The organism is Teichococcus coralli, assembly GCF_009829925.1.
In the GTDB taxonomy this organism is placed as follows: domain Bacteria; phylum Pseudomonadota; class Alphaproteobacteria; order Acetobacterales; family Acetobacteraceae; genus Pseudoroseomonas; species Pseudoroseomonas coralli.
This window is the reverse complement of the sequence record NZ_SNVJ01000037.1, coordinates 1-17,135: the sequence shown is the minus strand read 5'-3', so window position 1 is coordinate 17,135 and position 17,135 is coordinate 1. Positions and strand designations below refer to the sequence as shown.

The window sequence follows — 17,135 nt, the reverse complement described above, 5'->3', positions numbered from 1 at the left end:
AATCTGCTGCAAACTTCGCAACACAACCCTGCAGGGCCATGCCGCAGGCATTGGCGGCCTTGGCCGGTTCCTCTCCCGTGTAGCCCTGGTCGACATAGGCGAGGTCGACCGTCTCGCCGGTGGCTTCCTGGATGGCCGCGGCGAGCTGGCCAACCTGGGCACGGTCCTGCTGGTCGGCCGCGATGACGTGCAGCGCCAGCAGGTGGCCCCGGGTGTCGACGGCCGCGTGCAGCTTGGAGCCCTTCTGCCGCTTGGCCCCGTCATACCGGCCCGGGTGCCGCTCTCCGGCGTGAACCGCAGCGTCCGGCTGTCCAGGATGGCGGCACTCGGCGCGGCGGCGCGCCTCTCGGCCAGCCGCAGCACGGCCCGCAGGTCGTGCGCCATGGCCTCGAAGCAGCCTGCCACCAGCCAGGCGCCGCGCCTGGTCATAGACCACGTGCCAGGGCGGGAAGTCGCCCGGCAGCATCCGCCAGGCCGCCCCGGCGCGAACGATCCAGCGCAGCGCATCGTAGGAGGCCCGCAACACATGCCGGCGCTGTCCGGCGTCCTCCGGCAGCAGCATCAGGTAGGGCGCGGCGAACGCCCACTCCTCCTCCGTGCTGTCGGTCGGATAGCAGTAGCGGTGTGGATCAGTAGACATCCCCGCTCATCTAGGCACGACCAAGGTTCGCAACATGCTCTAGGCACCACGGGTCCATCTCCGCGTCCGTCGCGTCGGTCATCTCTTCGCCCTTCGTTTGGGCGCGAGAATAGCCCTGTCGTACGCCCGCCCCAAGCGCTTCCTGGCGGATGCGGTGGCGGCGCTGGACCCGAGCAGCCGAACGCTTGACGAACTCTCCTCGTCCTGCGGTTTCAACGGCAGGGTCAGCCTCCCCGGTCCTTGAACCAGCGCAGCCGAGGCAGGGCTGGCTCCCGGCCCTCGGAGATCTTGGCTCCCGGGAGGGTCACCAGTTCTGCCTCGGCGGCGCACGTCCGGGCCATCAGCTTGCCTCATCTTCCGGAGAGGAGTCTGCCTCCTTCAGCATGGGGCCCGCGTCTTCAGGCTCCTCGAGGCGAAGATCCTGTAGATAGCCTTCTATGGCGGAGCGCCAAGCCGCGTGTTGCTCAAGGAGGAACCCGAAGTCCGTCTCCGCCGGGATCTCCTCACCGATGTGCACGAGCGCCTCCCGCAAGAACCCTCCCTCATCGGCCCGGCGCAGCATCTGCAGGATGTCCCCCCCCGCCGCGCCCTTGCTCGCCCGGATGGCCTCATCGGCCGCGTCATGGAATTCCAGGAACTTCAAGAGCTTGGTCCCGATCTTTGGGGAATCCGTTCGGGAAGCCGCATAGGCCAGGGGCGTGACCCACTCCTCGTCGCGAGCCGCCGCGAAGGCACGCACTGCCTCGTGCGTCCCATAACCTAGGCCTTCCTCCCTGATGTTGAAGTTACTCAACACGCTCTGGAGGATGGTGCCGATGGCCGGAGCCTGGATGCGGTTTGGCCCTTCGTAGGCCATTCTCCTGGCCTGATCCGCCACTTCCTGCATCCTTGCGGACTGTTTCCCCCGGCCCGTCGGCATTGGGATGAAGTCGTACAGCGCTCTGGCCTCGGAAGCCGACAGCGTGGGCGCGGAACTCCCCCACCACAGGCTTGTCACGCCGGACCGCCACGCCCTGGTTGCTGCCCGGAAGGACTGCTGCCCGAACAGCATCGCGAGGCGAAGCGCTGCCCCGTCCTGGCGTCGGAACCGAATGCTTCTGCTGCGGAGCAGCTTTGCGAGGGCCTCGTCTGCCTCCCTGAAGCCCGGCACTCCCCAGAGCTTCGCCGCAGCCATGTCCTGGGGCAGCGCGTGGAGCAAGGCGTGAGGGGAAGTGAGGGCATCGCCCTCCGCCAACCTCAAGGCCAACAGGGGCGGCCTTGCAGGCAATGTCCGGGCGCGCAGGTAGCGCTGCGCCACGAGCTGCTCCTCCCACCACTGCCCCGGCTCCGCGCCCGGCCTGATCGGCAAGCGCCATGCCCCCGTCTTGACCGCCAGGGCGCAGGCAGCCGCCTGCGCGGTCGAGGTCAACGGGGCATTCAGGAGGTCAGGCAGCCTCAGGTTCAGCAGCCTGGCGTGGAGCCGCGAGTCCACGAGGCTGGCGAGGTCTGGCGCAGTCCGAGCAAGATGCTCCATTGCCAGCAAGGGCGGCAGTTCGGCCAGCCGCGTGGCCGGGAGGGGACTTGAACTTCCGTGGCCCAGGAGAAACGCTTGCTGCCGGCTGCCAGGCTCGAAGTCCTCGTCGGCACCGGCGAGGAAAGCGCTGACCTCCTCCGTCCAGTCTCCATGCATATCCTCCGGCGGTTCCCCGTCCAGCAACCGATGGTAGATCCACTCGGCTCGATAGGCCGAGCTCAGGTCCTTACGCTCGCCAAACCAAGCGATCGCGGCCCCGTTCACCTGCCGGAAGAGCTGTCCCGGCTTGTCGTCCTCCTCGCGCCTGTACTCCCGCATGGCAGGCATCATGCGACTGCGAAGGTCCGGGCGGTGCCGGAGTGCGTCGCCGTCGGACTGCACCAGCCAGATCTCGCGGCCCAGTATCTCGAACGCCTCCGCAGCGCGATGGGGCTCCAGTCCGCAGGGGCCCGCCAGCACCTCTTCGGACAGTTGGCGCGTGAGGCGCCGCAGGACGAGACCCGGCCATGCCAGCTTGCGCGCGTCGCGATCACGGATGTGCTCGATGAGGCGCTTCTGGAAGAGCCGCGCCACGATGTCCCCACCGCGGGCGGCGGAACTCTGAATCTCCGCCGCGATCCTTTCGCGCTCCGCGTCGTCCTTGCCCGCGCTCAACAGGTCCACGGCAACCGCAATGGTCAGCGGCTCACGCTGCGCCTCCGAGGCACTCGGCCCGCCCGCGATGGCCCTCGACCACGATGGCTTCCAGCTTGCTGCGCCGAGCAACTCGCGGCCCAGCCGGGAAGCCATGTCCGAAGCATCCGATGGGGTGAGGGCCCGCAAACGATAGTGTTCCCGCTCCGCTCGTCCCTCGGTCCCGACCCGCAGATCGGGAATGTCCGCCCTCCCGGAAACCACCACCCTCAATTCCGGGAAGCCGTCGCGAACGAGCAGATCCAAGAAGCCGATGACGCCCTCAATGGCGGCCGGCTCGAACTGCACCACCTCGAAGGTGTCCATGACGAGGAGCACCGCGCGGCTGCCGCCGGTTAGGTGACCACGCACGAGATCCCGGAACTGGACGTACGGGTCGGAGGCTGCCGCGTCGCTGTGGTCTGGCAGTCGCGATCGTAGGCCCAGCCTCAGCGCCGCGAGGGGTTCCTCCAGTACCGGGAACTGCAGGGCAATCTGGCGTGCCACTTCGCTCAGGAGCAGGCTTGGATCGCGAGGCTGGAGCGCGCCCCGGTCGAAATCCAAATAGGCGAACGGAACTCCCGGCGCAGCCAATGCATGGTCCAGCACGAACTTGGCGATCAGTGCAGTCTTGCCGAGTCCACCGCGTGCCTCAATGACGAGAACCCGTGCCCGTCGCGCGGTGACGGCGCCTGAGATATAGTCGAGGGCCCTCCTGAAGCCCCGCTGCATCCCCTCCGAAAGCGTCTGCGAGGCCAGCGCGTCCACGAAGGCGCGCAGGTCGCGCAGCTCCCTTTCCCGCCCAACGAAGCGATCCCTGCCCGCTGCCCCGGTGGCGCCGATCAACAGCCGCAAGGGTTCCAACAGCTCCGCAAGCTCGAGGAGGCGGCGCACGTCCTGCGGGCGGGGCAGGGGGACGTTGATCCCGCCTGCGGTGCCCTCCCCTCCGGTTACGGATGCGGGAGCCTGACGGATGGGCCACAGTCGTTCCAGCGCGGTGGTCGCCGCCCGCAGGGCTGCCGGCCGTGCCGTCTCAAGCACCCGCGCGGCTCGTTCTCGGGAGGTGTCCTGGAGGAATGAGCGCAGCCATGCGTTGGTCCGGCGCGCCTCGCTAGGGACGCCGTCGCCGACCGCTTCCGAGCTTTCGCCAGCCTCCCCTCCGGCGTCGCCTTGCTCGTCATGGATGGCGACCTCATTCTCAGCCGCTCCTTGATCCAGCAGGAGTCGCAGCGGCTTCCCGTCCCATGCGGCTCGCAATACCTCCCCGCGTGCGGCATCCGTCAGGCGCAACCTCCGGGTGCCGCCCACCATCACCATGGCGCAGCGCCTGAGCACCTCGTCCACCTCTTCGGTGCTCCCGAAGCTGTCTAGATCCTCCGCCAGGACAGTGTCGTTGATGGCTGCGACCAGGGCAGCGCGGGTGGGCGGAAGGCTTCCGCTGCCCTCCTGGGGTGTCGGCCCAAGCTTCACATCCCGTTCGGCCCTCATGGCGGAGAGGCGGGATAGTGCGTTGTTCTCCAGGTGGGTCAGCCGTGACGGGTCGAGGTCAATCCTCGACGGGGAGCCGAAGGCTTTCGGTTTGGTTTCCCCGGTCATGACACGCCTCCCGGCGAGGCCGCCTGCCTGAACTCACTGACATAGTCGGCGAGGAGGTTCTGAAGGACCTTGAGCCGGATGCTGGGGTCAGAGAGCATGTCGTTCTGCAGCAGGGCAGCCAGCGCCCGCCTCATGGCCTGCCTTGTCTCTTCCCCCATCTCTCTGTTCAGGGCCGCCAGCATTTCCTCGATTGGGGCAAGGCAATCCTCGGGCGTGACCATCATCGGGTCGAGCACCTCGATCGTGGCATCCGCGCTCAGGAAGTCCGGCGCGGCACCCAGGAACATCCACCGCAGGCGGCGCAGATCCGGGTGAAGGCTAGCTTCGGGAACTGAGCTCGTGCCCACGAGCCCCGCAAAGAGGTCCCTGACCTCCTGCGGCATGGTTGCCTCCCCGAGATGTTCCAACACGATCCAGACTTGCTGCCATCGGCTCTCCACCCTCATCTCGTTCGCCTCTGAGAGCTTAACGATCTCCGGCGGGATAGGCATGTTCATCTTCTCGAGCCAGCCTTTACTCCTCCTCGCCTCATCGCTCACGTTCCAGGTATAACGACGGTGGCCGGCCAGCACCCCGGCGAACCAGTCAGGCAACTGCTTGGAGGCCCAGAACGACAGCTTGTCGGATCCTGACCTCCCAATCATCGGGTCCCCGGACGGACGTGGTGGCATGCCCCTCATTTCCGCCTCGCCGATCCCGAGTTGGACGGCCACAGCCCCGAGAACATCGCGGGCGCTGAAGGGCATCAGGGCAAGCTCCTCGCCAAGGACGACGACGGGATCTGGCTTTCCCAGGAGGGCCGCCCGCAGGACCTGCAGCGAGAAGGACTTCCCGAAGCCTTTGGTTTCGGCGATGCCTGCCCCCTTTCCCACGGCGGCATAAACGCGCGCGGCACGCGTCGGTGTCGCGTCCGTCGCCGCGACCTTGATCCATTCCCTGAGCGCCCGACGCCCGATGATGATGAGTGGCTTCGCGGCATCGGCGGACACGCTCCAGATCGGCACGTCCGGAGGCTCCACCGCATCCGGGAGCTCCGCCGCTTCAGGCCCTTGCGCCGCAGCGGAGGCCTCGGGGATGGCCGCGAGCAGTTCGTTCCAGATCCGGTTGTCTGCCTTGAGCTTGTTCAGGATCAGATCAATGCGGATCGCCTGGTTCGCGATGGCTACGCCCTGCTTCAGGACGGAGGCGTTGTGCATGCCAACGAGGCGGTAGTTCCCGTTGAAGCAGGGGGCTCCCGAGGTTCCCGGCGCGGTTTCGGTGTTGTAGCGCAGGCGGGTCGCCGAGGAGTCAAGTTCGGTGTCGATTTGCGAGTAGCGGCCGAAATCAACCCTTTGTGGATGCCCGTACGGGTGCTGCGGTATGATGATGCGGTCGTCCTGGGCCACGGGAACCGGCCTCGCCTCCTGCTGCGGGGCTCCCGCCGGCGAGGCCAGGACAAGCCACCCTCGCGCAGGCCCGCCAGTGGCTGGCTTCAGGGCTTGAAGGCCGATCTTTTCCTGGAGGCGCAGGAGCGCAAAGTCGAGGCACTCCTGCCTCTTGTGCAGGTCGTCCGCAGTCATCGGGTCCGGGTCTGGGAGCACACCGTCCCCCGGCAGATCCTCACAGGATGCGGCCTTCCATTCCGTATGGAAATCGACGGCGCGGGTCTTGGCTCCGACCTGGCTCAGGTTCTCGATGGCGGCGCCATCCTCATGGTCGAAGATCACGCAGCGTCGGAAACCCTCCGCGCGGTGCTTCACGGTGTGCCACGCGGTCAGCACAAGGTCGGGCCCAACGAGGAACCCCGTGCCGCGCTTGGTCCCGTTCGGCAGGTCCACGGCAACGACGCATATCCATTTCATCCAACGTGCGGCGTGCTCGCTCAGGCCCGGCAGTGACATTGTATGCGCCCGGCGCGCGAGCGCTGCCTGCTTCGCTTCCCAAGATGCGTCCCTTCTGCCGTAGGGTACCAGGGCGTCGAAGGCCTCGGGGTCAAAGCGCATCTGCGCCGCCAGCCTCGCCGCGAGATCAGGGAGCATGCCCGCCGCCGCAGCCGCTGCGGACGCCTCGCCGGCGAGGGTGGTCCGAGCCATGTCAGGAAACCGCGAAGCTCTCTTGCGGCGCACCTCCCAATCCGGGCAGAACCCCAACAGCTCAACGGCCTGCGAGAGAGTCGTGATGGAGACGTGCCGCGCGATGACCTTAGCCAACGCCTCGGCCGTTTCATCCATTGGAGGGACATCCGGCATGGGTCACCTGCCCCTGCGAATGAAGCCCTGCACGGGCGATTTCAGCAGTTCCGACGTGAGCACCCCGCGGTTCCCGTTGGACTCGTCCCCCATGTAGTGGAGCGCCCCGACCCCGGGCAGGCCGATGGCGCAGACGGCCCCCCCAGAGAAGCCTCCGATCGAGGAGGCGTCATAGACGGCATCCCCGGGGTATCTGCCGTCCATCTCCATCTGCTTGCCGAGGCTGACGCGCTTGCGCTCGTCTGGCGAGCCGAAGACAGCCTGCACCTTTTCCGGCACCAGCGACGGGTCTAACTTTCCCGGATGCCCGACGACGTAGATGTCGCCGACGGCCAGGACATCCTCCATCATCACCAGCGGCCCTGGCATGGCGGCCTGGCCGTTCGCCGCGAGGCGGAGGACCGCCACGTCGAGGGGATGGCCCTCCTCCGCCACGTAAAGCACCTCCGCCACCGGGAAGCTGAGCGAGGGCCCCGTGTCATCGAAGGCGAAGTCCACGCTGATGTCCAGGTGCTTCTTCAGGATGGCCTTCGGGGGTTGGCCGGGCAGACGCTGGGCAAGGTGGTTGAAGCCGCCGCCGGGAAACACGACGTGCCTGTTGGTCACGACGCAGTCGCCGCCGATCACCCATGCGGTGCCTTGGACCCAAGGCCCGCGCCCGCTGATCTTGTCGCGCACCCGCACCGCCCCGGTGGAGGCGCAGGTGGTGAGCATCGATCCCTCATGGTTCGCAATGACGGTGCGCCAAATGCCCGAGCCTGGGTGGAGCTGGTCAGAGATCGGCTCAATCCTTGCCTCGACTATGCGAAGTGCGGGACGGCCGCGCGCGAACATGACGGCCTCCAGCGCCGTGGCGTCGCCGCCGCCGATGTTCCCGTCCGCCGTTCCGTTGAGGAGCCGGAGCATCGCGTCCCGGGCGCGGCTGACGAGGCTCTGGCCCAGCGCGGCGGCCTCGGCGTCCTGATCGCGCCCGGCTGCGCCGGCTGTGGCGGCGGGGGCCACGGCGCGCAGCTTCGCGGCGATCGCGCGCGCATCCTGCTCGTCCGGCATGCCGAGGCGGCTGACGCCAGCCTCCTGTGCGGACGACTCCTGGCCGGAGGCGGATCTCCCCCCGAGGATGCGGCGGGCGCGGGCCGCCGCCGTCTCGAGCCGCGGGGCGGGATCGGGGGTGACTGGATCAGGCATCTTCGACCTCCTCGAGTCCCAGGTCAGCTGAAGGCTGCGGCCGCTGCGCCGATGCGGCGGAGCAGGGCGACCGACATGTCCGGCGGCGGCTGGGCCTCCAGGTAGGCGCGCCGCGTGGTGCCCTTGCGCGCGCGGTCCAGCGCGATGCAGGCCATCTCGACGACGTGCTGCCGGTCCGGGCGCAGCGCGGTTTCCGCGGCCTCCAGGACCGCCTCGCCACCCGTCCGGGACAGGAGCGACACGAGGCTGTCCACGGGGTCGTCGGCGCCGGGGGGCGCCTCCTGCCTCGCCCCTATGACCCCCTGGAGATCCCAGGAGAGCAGGCGGTCGGCCCGGAGCAGGCCGGGCCCGAACTCGCCGGGGTTGAGGCCCGGCATCGGCACGGCGGCCGCGCGGATCAGGTCCCGGAACACGTCCTGGAGGACCCGGCCCGGCGGCAGCATCCCGATCAGCCGGTCCCGGCCGTGGTGAGCCAGCCACAGCGCGGCGATGGCGGCGTTGAGGGCCGTGGCGAAGGAGGTGCCCTGGCCGCCGCTGACGGCGCTGGGCGGGACGGCCGTGTCCCCGCCGTAGGCCCTCAGCACGTACTCGGCCGGGCCGGAGATGTCCACGTCCGGCCCGCGGGAGGAGCCGCGCCACGGCTGCCCGGCCTCGTTGAAGCCGGCCACGGCAATGGCGGCGTCGTAGCGCGCGGGCCAGACCACCTCGCCCACGCAGTTGCCCGCCGCGGCGAGGACGATCACGTTCTCGTCCACCGCGCGCTTCAGCGCGGCGTGCAGGGCCATGCTGGGCACGCCGCCGAGGCTCATAGTGATGACGTGCGCGCCGTTGCGGCGCGCGTGGTCGATGGCCTGGGCGACCGGGCTCTGGTCGAACACCGCGACCGTCTCAATGCACCGCACCGGGACGAGGGTGGCGCCGGGCGCCGCGCCGCTCATCTGGCCGTCCGGCGGGCTGACGATGATGCTCGCGGTCGCGGTGCCGTGGCCCGGGTTCGACCCGCCGCTGCGGGGGTCCTCCGGCCGCGCCGTGCTCTCCACCAGGTTCAGGGCCCGGGCGTCGTCCACGAGGCCCGGCGGGAGCTCGACGTGGGCTGACACGACGCCCGTGTCGGGCTGGAAGATCACGACGCCCTTGCCCTGCGCCGCGCCGCCGGGCTGGGGCTGCATGGACCATGCCTCGCGGACGCCCGTGTCGACCAGCGCCCAGTCCGGGTTCCGGGGACGGTTCTTGGTGTCGCTTGCCCAGCACCAGAAGGCCAGATCGGCGCTCTCCTGGCCGATGGCGTCCTCGGGGATCTCCTCCGCGTAGTAGTCTGAGCCGACGTCCGGCTCCACCACGGCGGCGCCGATCGCCTCCTTCAGCGCGGCGGCCAGGTCGAAGAGGTCCGCGCGGCTGGGCCGCATGACGCCGGGAACCTCGATCTTCCGGAAACGGTCCAGGTCAGGGTCGGCTTCAAAGAGCGGCCCCACCGTGACCTTGCGGCCAATCCGCGCCTCAGCTAGCGCCGTGATGTCCGCGTCGGCGGGCCGTTCCCCGTCAAAGTTCGCGACCAGACGGAGCGGTAGGATGCCCGAGGGCTCCCCGGCGGGATGGTCCAGGAAGGGCGCCAGGGGGACGTCGCCCCTGAGGTCTGCCGCCGCCGCCGCGGCCAGGGCGGGCTGCGCGGCCTCGGGCTGGGCCGCCTCTGGCGTCCCGTTGAAGACGGCGAAGCCGAGCAGGCCGTCCATCTCCGGCGAGTGGATGGCGTCGGCCCAGCCGAGCCTCGCGGACTGCGCCCTGGCCAGGGCCGCGCGCGTGACGGGCCCCATGAGGCGCGAGGCATCTGGCGCGAGGCCGAGCGCTTCCTGCAGCCGCGAAACCGCCTCTCCCCGGGAGCCGTGCCGCAGCCGCCGCAGCGCCGACCGATCCCCGCCCGTGCGCCGCAGTTCGGCGGCCATGACGGCATCCAGCCCCGTGAGCAGCACCAAGGAAAATTGCTTTCCGAGCATGCTCTCGTCGAAGCCCGCCGCCTTCCGGAACGCCGCCCAGGACCCGCTGTGCTGGCCGTGCCGGAACTGGCCCGGCAGCGTCAGGCACCCGGCCGACGAGAACCCGCTCCGCCGCTGCCCCGGGTGCACGTTGTCGGCGGGCACGGCCTCCACGAAGCGGTCGCGGCGGTCGTAGGTCGCGTCGTCCAGAGACCTGAGCACGACCACGCGGGAGGCGCCCGTCGGCGTATCGGAGAGCCGGAGCACCGCCGGGATCTCGCCGGGCTGGCCCGCCTTATGGGTGCCGACCGTCACCGTGTAGCAGCCCGTCGGCAGGACGTTGCCCGTGAGGCTGCCGACGGGGACGCCCGCCGCGAAGTCGCGGCGGCACTTCTCCACGTACATGGCCTCCGGAACCGTGGACGCCTGGTAGGCGTGGAGGCGGCGGCTCGCCGGGTCGTAGACCCCGATGACGCAGCGGAAATCCCTGTGGTCCGGCCGCTGGTCCGTGATGGTGAAGGACGGCACGTCCTCTCGCGCGTCCCCTCCGGCGAGGCGCGCTCCGCGCAGGGCGAAGACGATGCGCCCTTCCTTGGGCGCGAAGGAGTTGGCGGCGACCAGCGCCTCGATGTCCTCCGGCGTGATCTCCGCGGTGCCCCCGGCCAGCCGCGTGTCGAGGTGGCGGTAGTCGGGCTGCTCGTCGTCCACGGGGTTCCAGGCGGCCCTGGCCGCGGGCCCGGCCGGCTCAAGGCCGGCCGCCTCCTCCGTCCCCTCGTCCTCGGCGACGTCGCTCTGGGGCTCGCCGGCGTCCGAGTGGTCCTCGGCAAGAGGCCCTCCCGCCGCCTCGGGCGTGGCGCCCGCGACGAGGCCCCCGAAGAGCCTCATCTCGGACAGCCCGGCCTCGAAGAGCTTCGCCTCGCCCTCCCGGCGCTCGGAGATGCTGGACGTCGGGCCCCAGATGCGCCGCATGTCCAGGAGCAGGCGCGGGATGCGCCCGAAGGCGGCAGGCGTCCCCTCGCGCATGGCCTCGGCGATGGCGCGCATCTCCGCGTAGCGCGGCCCCTGCGCCGCGAAGGACCTGCCCCTGTTGAAGACGAGGCTCAGCAACGCGCCCCGCGAGTGCGGGTGCAGCCGGTCGAGGTTCTCGAGGCCGCGGTAGAGGTCGGCCACCAGCTTCGGCAGCTTCCCGGCGTCGAACTGCGCGATGGCGACGTCCCATGGGACGGTGACGTCGGACAGGCTGGCCACCAGGGCCTTGGCGCGCTCGACCTTCGCGGGGCGGTCGGGCTCCACGGTCCGGAAGCCGATCGTCGGCTCCAGTCGCTCCAGCGCGGCGCGCCCGATGCGGCCCTCCCAGTCGCTCCGGACCGCAGATGCCTCGTGGTAGCCCAAATCGTAGCCGCAGCCGATCGTGACGCCGGACGAGTAGCCGGGCCACACCGGCCTGTTACGGATGACCTTCTCGTAGTAGCTCCGCCCGCCCGTCTCCCACCGCACGATGAAGTCGTAAGCCGTCTGCGAGATCACGTCGTACCAGTCCGGCGGCGGCGCGGCGCCCTCCTCGGCCGGGCCGCCGTCCAGCGCGGCATCCTCCCGGTACCCCATCGCCTCGGCCACCGCCTTGTCGGTCACGTCCCCGAGCAGCTCACGGCCCAGTTCCGACAGCCCTTCGTCCATGGTGTCCAACCCCTTGCCTCTCTGCCGCATCGTCACGGGTTTCCGTCGCATGGCGCGGCGCCTGCCGTTCGGCCCCCACGCCGAGCCTGGCGCCGGGGGCGCCCGCCCCTGCCGCCGAAGTCCTTCCTGAGGTGGTCTTGGCCCCAGGCTGGCATGCCGTGCGGCTCCCCTCCCTCGCCTACGGGCGCGCCGCCGAGCCGACCGCAAGGCGGGTGCCCATCCCCGCGAGCAATGCGGTCACGATGTCAGACGGGGCGCCCCAGATCGGATTGCCGACCCATAGGAGCGGTACGGCCGCCGCGCCGATCCCGAGCAGCACGGCAGCGTTGGCGAGCATGTCCCAGGCCGACTTGAGGCGCTCCAGCTCCGAGAGCGCGGCAAGGCGGACGGGACCGGACAGGAGGCTGTCGAAGTCGAGCGTCAGTCCGCTGCCCGGCGGCACGACGACGGGGATGGAAGCGACGGGGGACTGCTGGCCTGCCTCGGCCGCCCCCTCCGCCACGCCCTCGGGTGTCCGCGCAACATGGTTCGCCTGTTCCATCCGCTGGCGGGATGGCAAGCGGCGCCAGAGCACAGCGAGTTCCTCCGCCTCCTTGACGAGCGGCGCGTAGGGAGCCGGGTTCCGGGCCGCACGTTCCTTGAGCCGTTCCAGGATGTCCTTGGGAACCGCATCTGCCGCGGCGGCCTCGTTGAGTGCCGCCGTCAGGCTCTGGATTTCGGCGGTGCGCTGCAGGAGGGTCTTCCCGTCCGTCTCCGCGCCCGGCTGCGGGAACGCGTGCTCCCGGGCCTCCCACAGCGCGTGCCAGGCATTCGCAAGGGCCGTGCCCTGCAGCAGAGTAAGAAGGCGGGGGCCAAGCGCGGCAAGGGCCTTGTCCGCGGACAGAGCGTTCTCGCGCAGGGTCTGGAACTCAGCCGCCTCAAGGCGCAGTTTCCCGGCCGCATCCGCGATTCCTTTGGTCACATCCTCCTTCAGGCCCTGCTCCCGCGCCGCATTCTCTAGCGCCGTCTGAAGGTTCTTGACCGGGCTGCCAAGCGCGGCCTCCTGCTCAGGCGAATTGAGGTCGATGGCACCGTACGCGTCCAGGGCACCGATGATGGCCTGCAGGCGGGCATCGTGGGGGGAGAAATCCGGAGGCAGCAGGCCGCGGCGGATCGAGCCGTCCAGATCCTCCAGGCGCTCGCGCAAGCTCGCCAGGGCGTCCTTCGCAGGCTGGAGCGTGGCGGCAGCCATGATCTCGCTCACTCGCCGCCGCCGTTCCGCGGCGAGTATCCGCGCCTCGACCCGAATACGGCCAGTGGAGCGCCAAGTGGAGACCAGGGCGCCCAGCAGCGCGCCGAAGGCACAGGTGAAGCCTGCCGTCCACGCCGAACGGCGAACCTCGACGGTCTGGCTCCGCACCGACTCGCCGCCGCCCTCGCCGGGGAGGACAACCTCCGCGACGTAGCGACCAGGCCTTAGATCGGAAGGGATGCCCAGCGCGATGCGGCAGGTCGCTCCCGCCCGCAGATCCGATCCGCAGTCGCTCTTCGAAATGGTGAACTTCGCGGTTGAGGACGACACCTCGGCCGGGTCCGACGTTGTACTCACCTGCCCCACGGTGGCGTTCTTCAGCCGCAGGGGCTGGGTTCCTTGGTTCCTGGCCTCGAGGCGCACCTCCAGCCCGAGGGGCGTGCCGAACTCAAGCGGACGGAGCGTGACCCGCGCCGTCCTCGGCTCTGCCAGCAGGGTGGAGGGTATGGCGGGCGGCGGGGTCCGGGTCACGGCCAGCACGATGCGCCTGGTCGCTGCCGGGCCTGAGCCGACTACCTCGACGACCACCTCCCACGTCCCTGGGGTGCGGAACGTGCCGCTCGCCGCGAGGGTCGCCGTTTCACCGGGCGCCAGCAGGAACTGGTTGTCTCCGTCTGGTGGCTGGTTGGTATCAAGGCGGACCCACTTGGCCCCGACCGGGTCACCGGAGCCAACCGGCGTGAAGTTCCGCTGGGTCTTGAGTGTCACGGGTGCCTCTCCCGCCGCCCCGCTGTTCCGCAGGGTCACCGTCACCCGCCCGTCAGCCTCGGACAAAGTCTCCGTCACCCGGTCCGGGGAGGGGTTCGAAACACGCTCGATTGCCGCCGAGGCGTCGCGGGCGGTGGTCGCCGGGAGCAGGAGGATGCCAAGCGCGATGAAGCAGACTCGAGGGTTGCTGCAGCCCGATCGCAACACGGTCCCCCCTGTGGTTGTTCCGATTGCTTATCGACGGGAACTATACATGGGAGTTTGTTGCGAACAAGAAATGTATTTATATCGCAACGAATACGATCCATCGTGCGTGGCAGGCTTAATCAGGTCGCGCAGGAAGTCCGCCGCCTCCATTTTGCCAGCGTTCTCGACGAGGCAGGCGAAGGCGAACTTGCTGGTGCGGTGACCACCACGAAGAGGCCCAGCTTACCCTGCGCGGTGCTGACCTCGGCGAGGTCAATGTGGAAGTAGCCCATCGCATAGGTGGCGAAGCGCTGGCTGGGCGGCTTATCGTTCCCGATCTGGGGCAAGCGGCTGATGCCGTGTCGCGCTAGGCAGCGATGTAGGGCCGATAGGGTCAGGTGTGGAATCGTCGGCTGGAGGCCGTAGAGGCAGTCATCCAGCGGCAGCAGCGTATGCCGGCGGAAGGCGACGACGATGGCCTCTTCCTCGGGTGTCAGGACAGAGGATCGAGCCTCCTTCGGTCCCTTGCGGGGCGTCTGCTGTGGTGGAGCGCTTGCGCCACTTCTGGATAGTGGTGGGACTGACGCTGAAGCGCCGGGCCAGGGCTCTAACGCTCCTTGTTGTAGTTGCATGTTGTAGTTGGATCGCGCGATGAACTGCCTCCGTCGTGCGGGCGCAGCCGTGGAGAACCTAGCCTATAGCGCGCATCTCTCTCAGCATGGTGGCCCAGCGTACCACCACACCTTGGGGCTAAACAGTTGTTGGAGGTCAGTCAGCCGAGAAGTCCGGCGTGCCGCGGCGGCACCTGCGACCAGGCGCTCGACAAAGGTCTTGCGCCGGCAATCTGGATTGCAGCATCGTAGCCTACGCCCCTGGATCCACAAGGTCACCGGCTGGCCCTGCCAGGGCAGATCCTGCAGTCGGCGCTCATACCGGCTGTGCATCACCGCTGAAGGGGCGCCGCAGCTTGGGCAGGCTGCCGCTCTGGTCTGGGACGCGGCCACGATGACGAGGCCGCCCGCTGCCGGCAGGATCTGTCGGACCAGCAACCCCGCTGGAATCAGGGGCAGCAGACGCTTGAGCATGACAGACCTCACAAGTTGCGAGGCGCTTCATCTGCGTCCCAGGCGCTGTGCCTGCTACCCCAGCAGCACGGGAAGTGCGGGAGAACCACGATTCAGGCGGCGTTGACAGCGTGCCGGGAGACGCGGCGCCCGAACAGCTGCGGGCGGCCTTTCTGCGCTACGCGTCAACGCGGCCAGCCACCTTGCGGGGTCCGGCCACGGAGGCGATCCGCCTGGCCCTGCAGGCGGACTATGCCTGCCAAGTGCAGCGGGACGAACCCGCTCTCAGCCCGGCGGCGCCCGATGCGGCCGATGTTCCGGGCAACACGCAGCCAAATTCTTGACCCGCGCGAAGGGACATTCTCGCGAAGGAGGGAACGACGGGGCAATCCTGTCACTGCCGGGGCGGGCAGCCGGCTCTCGCCCGAAGGCGCTGATGGCCAAAAGTGAATAACGGCTTTCGGAAGGCCGAGAGGCCGAGGCCGGCATGTTTAAATGAAGCCAGAGCGCCACATCGATTTAAGCTCATTGATGAAATCAAACCCGTCACGTTCGGGTGCGATCAACAATGAGAGTTGCTCTGCCCGCTGAGACTGGATTTAGTATCGAATTTGCAACAATATATCATCGAGGGGCCCCTAAACCCCTACATCCATCGGCGGGAGGAAACATGCGCGTCCAAAGCTCACTGTTGAGGCGGGCGGGCGGCGAAGCACTCGCTCGAAGAAGCCTCTTCGGGGGCCAAGGCTTGTGGAGATTCTTCGTGTGCGGGTGCGCCACAGCACTTTGGATCACTGCTGTTAACCCGGCGAATAGCCAAGAAGCACGTCACGACGGTGCCGTGCTGTTCCACGATGACATCTGCGAGGCATCCGCCGCTGTCTTGCTGCCGGAAATGAGCTTTGGCCGCTATTTCGTGGTGGCGAACGACGAGGACAACACGCTCCGGATCTATTCTTCTGACGCCTCGGGGAAGCCCACTGCCTACTTGGACCTGAAAAACTTCCTTGGGTTAGATGTCGATCAGGACGAGGATAACAAGGCCGATCTCGAAGGCGCAGCATGGCTGGGCGGGCGTATTTACTGGATCGGTTCGCATAGCCGGAGCGGGGGTAAGGGCAAAGTTCGAACGCAACGCCACCAGTTTTTTGCTACCTCGGTACGCTACGATGCAAATGGCACCCCTATAGGGCTCGAGCCAGCCGCGGGCACGAGGCCCCGGAGCCTGATCCAAGCCTTATCTGCCGCCTCTCAAGACCTAGCCAGCGCAATAGGAACACAAGACGAGGACGCAGAACTCAAACCCGAACAGAAAGGACTGAACATTGAGAGTCTGGCCGCTGGAGACGATGGATCATCTCTGTTGATTGGCCTCAGAAATCCACTTCAGAACGGCATGGCCACGGTAGTACGCCTAAACAACCCTACAGCCCTGGTGGAGGACAGCGCCGGTACGGTCAGACCAGAGTTGGTGGTGTTCAAGCCGCTTGATCTTGAGGGCAGAGGCATCAGGAGCATGGAGTTCTCTGCTGCCAGAAAGGCCTATGTCATCGTGGCAGGGCCAGGCAACGATGATGCGCCGAGTGTTCCGGGCCGTTCTGGCTTCACCCTCTTCCAGTGGTCTGGTCGGAATGGGGACCAACCCATTCCACTGACAATGGCTACGGGAGCCCTCAACAGACCGATCGGCGAGCGCTTCCAGCCCGAAGCTTTGCTCCTCGCTCCCTCTGGGGAGAAAGCACTCCTGCTCAGCGATGATGGCGATTTCAAGCCAGATCATGCCGGCAAGACCTGCGCGAAGCTGGATACCGGGCGCCGTTTCCGGAGTGCCGTTTTGAAACTCGACGATGCTGGCAGATTTTGACATATCCGACCGCCAGTTCGTTGGAACGAAGTCGCCTTCTCGGCAGATGTGCCATGCGTCTCGGAGGTACCGCTAAACCATAAACCCAGCCTATCGAGACCAGAGTTCGTCCGCCTGCGGACGATGAACTGCCCCGGGTTTGCCGGAGGCTCCAACCCTTGAGAAGGTAGAGCCATGACAAAGAAGACGTCGAACCGGTTCTCGCCGGAGATCCGACAGCGGGCGGTGCAAATGGCGCTGGATCACGGAGGCGACCACGCCTCGCAGTGGTCGGCCATCGGCTCAATCGCGGCCAAGATCGACTACACGGTTGAGACCTTGCGGAAGTGGGGGCGGCAGGCGGAACGCGACCAGGGGGTGCGGGCTGGCCCGAGCACGGCGGAGCAGGAGCGGATCAGGGCGCTGGAGCGGGAGAACCGCGAGCCGTGTCAAGCCAACGAGATCCTGCGCAAGGCGTCGGCCTATTTTGTCCAGGCGGAGCTCGACGGCGGCTCGAAGTCACGGCAGCCTTTATTAGAGCGGTTTCCGATCAGTCTGCATC

General features: G+C 68.1%; 8 protein-coding genes and 2 pseudogenes. 2 read left to right on the top strand and 8 right to left on the bottom strand.

All coding sequences use genetic code 11. The features are described 5' to 3' along the window. The 8 genes and pseudogenes from E0493_RS22080 to E0493_RS24010 form a co-directional block, all read right to left on the bottom strand. Positions 1-640: transposase (locus E0493_RS22080; protein ID WP_160939432.1), on the bottom strand; the 640-nt coding region annotated here is incomplete at its 3' end. A gap of 340 nt (positions 641-980) precedes the next feature. Continuing rightward, positions 981-4,421 (bottom strand): ATP-binding protein, encoded by a 3,441-nt coding sequence (locus E0493_RS22075; RefSeq protein ID WP_160939431.1) that lies wholly within the window; start codon positions 4,419-4,421, stop codon positions 981-983. Continuing rightward, a complete protein-coding gene (locus tag E0493_RS22070; RefSeq protein ID WP_160939430.1) occupies positions 4,418-6,631 on the bottom strand; it encodes a trypsin-like serine peptidase in 2,214 nt (737 codons plus the stop codon). Before E0493_RS22070 ends, E0493_RS22075 begins: the two co-directional genes overlap by 4 nt. Positions 6,632-6,652: 21 nt before the next feature. Next, the gene (locus E0493_RS22065) at positions 6,653-7,699 is read right to left on the bottom strand and encodes a trypsin-like serine peptidase (RefSeq protein WP_160939429.1); all 1,047 of its coding nucleotides are present in this window, start codon (positions 7,697-7,699) and stop codon (positions 6,653-6,655) included. A gap of 158 nt (positions 7,700-7,857) precedes the next feature. Beyond that, the gene (locus E0493_RS22060; protein WP_160939428.1) at positions 7,858-11,511 is read right to left on the bottom strand and encodes a S8 family serine peptidase; all 3,654 of its coding nucleotides are present in this window, start codon (positions 11,509-11,511) and stop codon (positions 7,858-7,860) included. A gap of 148 nt (positions 11,512-11,659) precedes the next feature. Next, the gene (locus E0493_RS22055) at positions 11,660-13,480 is read right to left on the bottom strand and encodes a hypothetical protein (protein ID WP_160939427.1); all 1,821 of its coding nucleotides are present in this window, start codon (positions 13,478-13,480) and stop codon (positions 11,660-11,662) included. Between the two features lie 324 nt (positions 13,481-13,804). Beyond that, positions 13,805-14,311: pseudogene (locus E0493_RS22050) on the bottom strand (IS481 family transposase); the annotation flags it as partial. 68 nt (positions 14,312-14,379) lie between these two features. Then, positions 14,380-14,751, bottom strand: coding sequence for a transposase family protein (locus tag E0493_RS24010; protein WP_160939426.1), 372 nt, complete (start codon positions 14,749-14,751; stop codon positions 14,380-14,382). Between the two features lie 649 nt (positions 14,752-15,400). On the opposite strand from E0493_RS24010, the gene E0493_RS22040 reads away from it, so the two are divergent. Together E0493_RS22040 and E0493_RS22035 are read left to right on the top strand one after the other, a co-directional pair. Continuing rightward, positions 15,401-16,594 (top strand): DUF3616 domain-containing protein, encoded by a 1,194-nt coding sequence (locus tag E0493_RS22040; RefSeq protein ID WP_160939425.1) that lies wholly within the window; start codon positions 15,401-15,403, stop codon positions 16,592-16,594. A gap of 174 nt (positions 16,595-16,768) precedes the next feature. Beyond that, positions 16,769-17,135, top strand: a pseudogene (locus tag E0493_RS22035) (transposase); the annotation flags it as partial.

Excerpts from the sequence above, each read along its gene's own strand:
- E0493_RS22040 (WP_160939425.1), top strand. The coding sequence starts at position 15,401 with ATGCGCGTCCAAAGCTCACTGTTGAGGCGGGCGGGCGGCGAAGCACTC.
- E0493_RS22060 (WP_160939428.1), bottom strand. The coding sequence starts at position 11,511 with ATGCGGCAGAGAGGCAAGGGGTTGGACACCATGGACGAAGGGCTGTCG.
- E0493_RS22075 (WP_160939431.1), bottom strand. The coding sequence starts at position 4,421 with ATGACCGGGGAAACCAAACCGAAAGCCTTCGGCTCCCCGTCGAGGATT.
- E0493_RS22070 (WP_160939430.1), bottom strand. The coding sequence starts at position 6,631 with ATGGATGAAACGGCCGAGGCGTTGGCTAAGGTCATCGCGCGGCACGTC.
- E0493_RS24010 (WP_160939426.1), bottom strand. The coding sequence starts at position 14,751 with ATGCTCAAGCGTCTGCTGCCCCTGATTCCAGCGGGGTTGCTGGTCCGA.
- E0493_RS22065 (WP_160939429.1), bottom strand. The coding sequence starts at position 7,699 with ATGCCGGACGAGCAGGATGCGCGCGCGATCGCCGCGAAGCTGCGCGCC.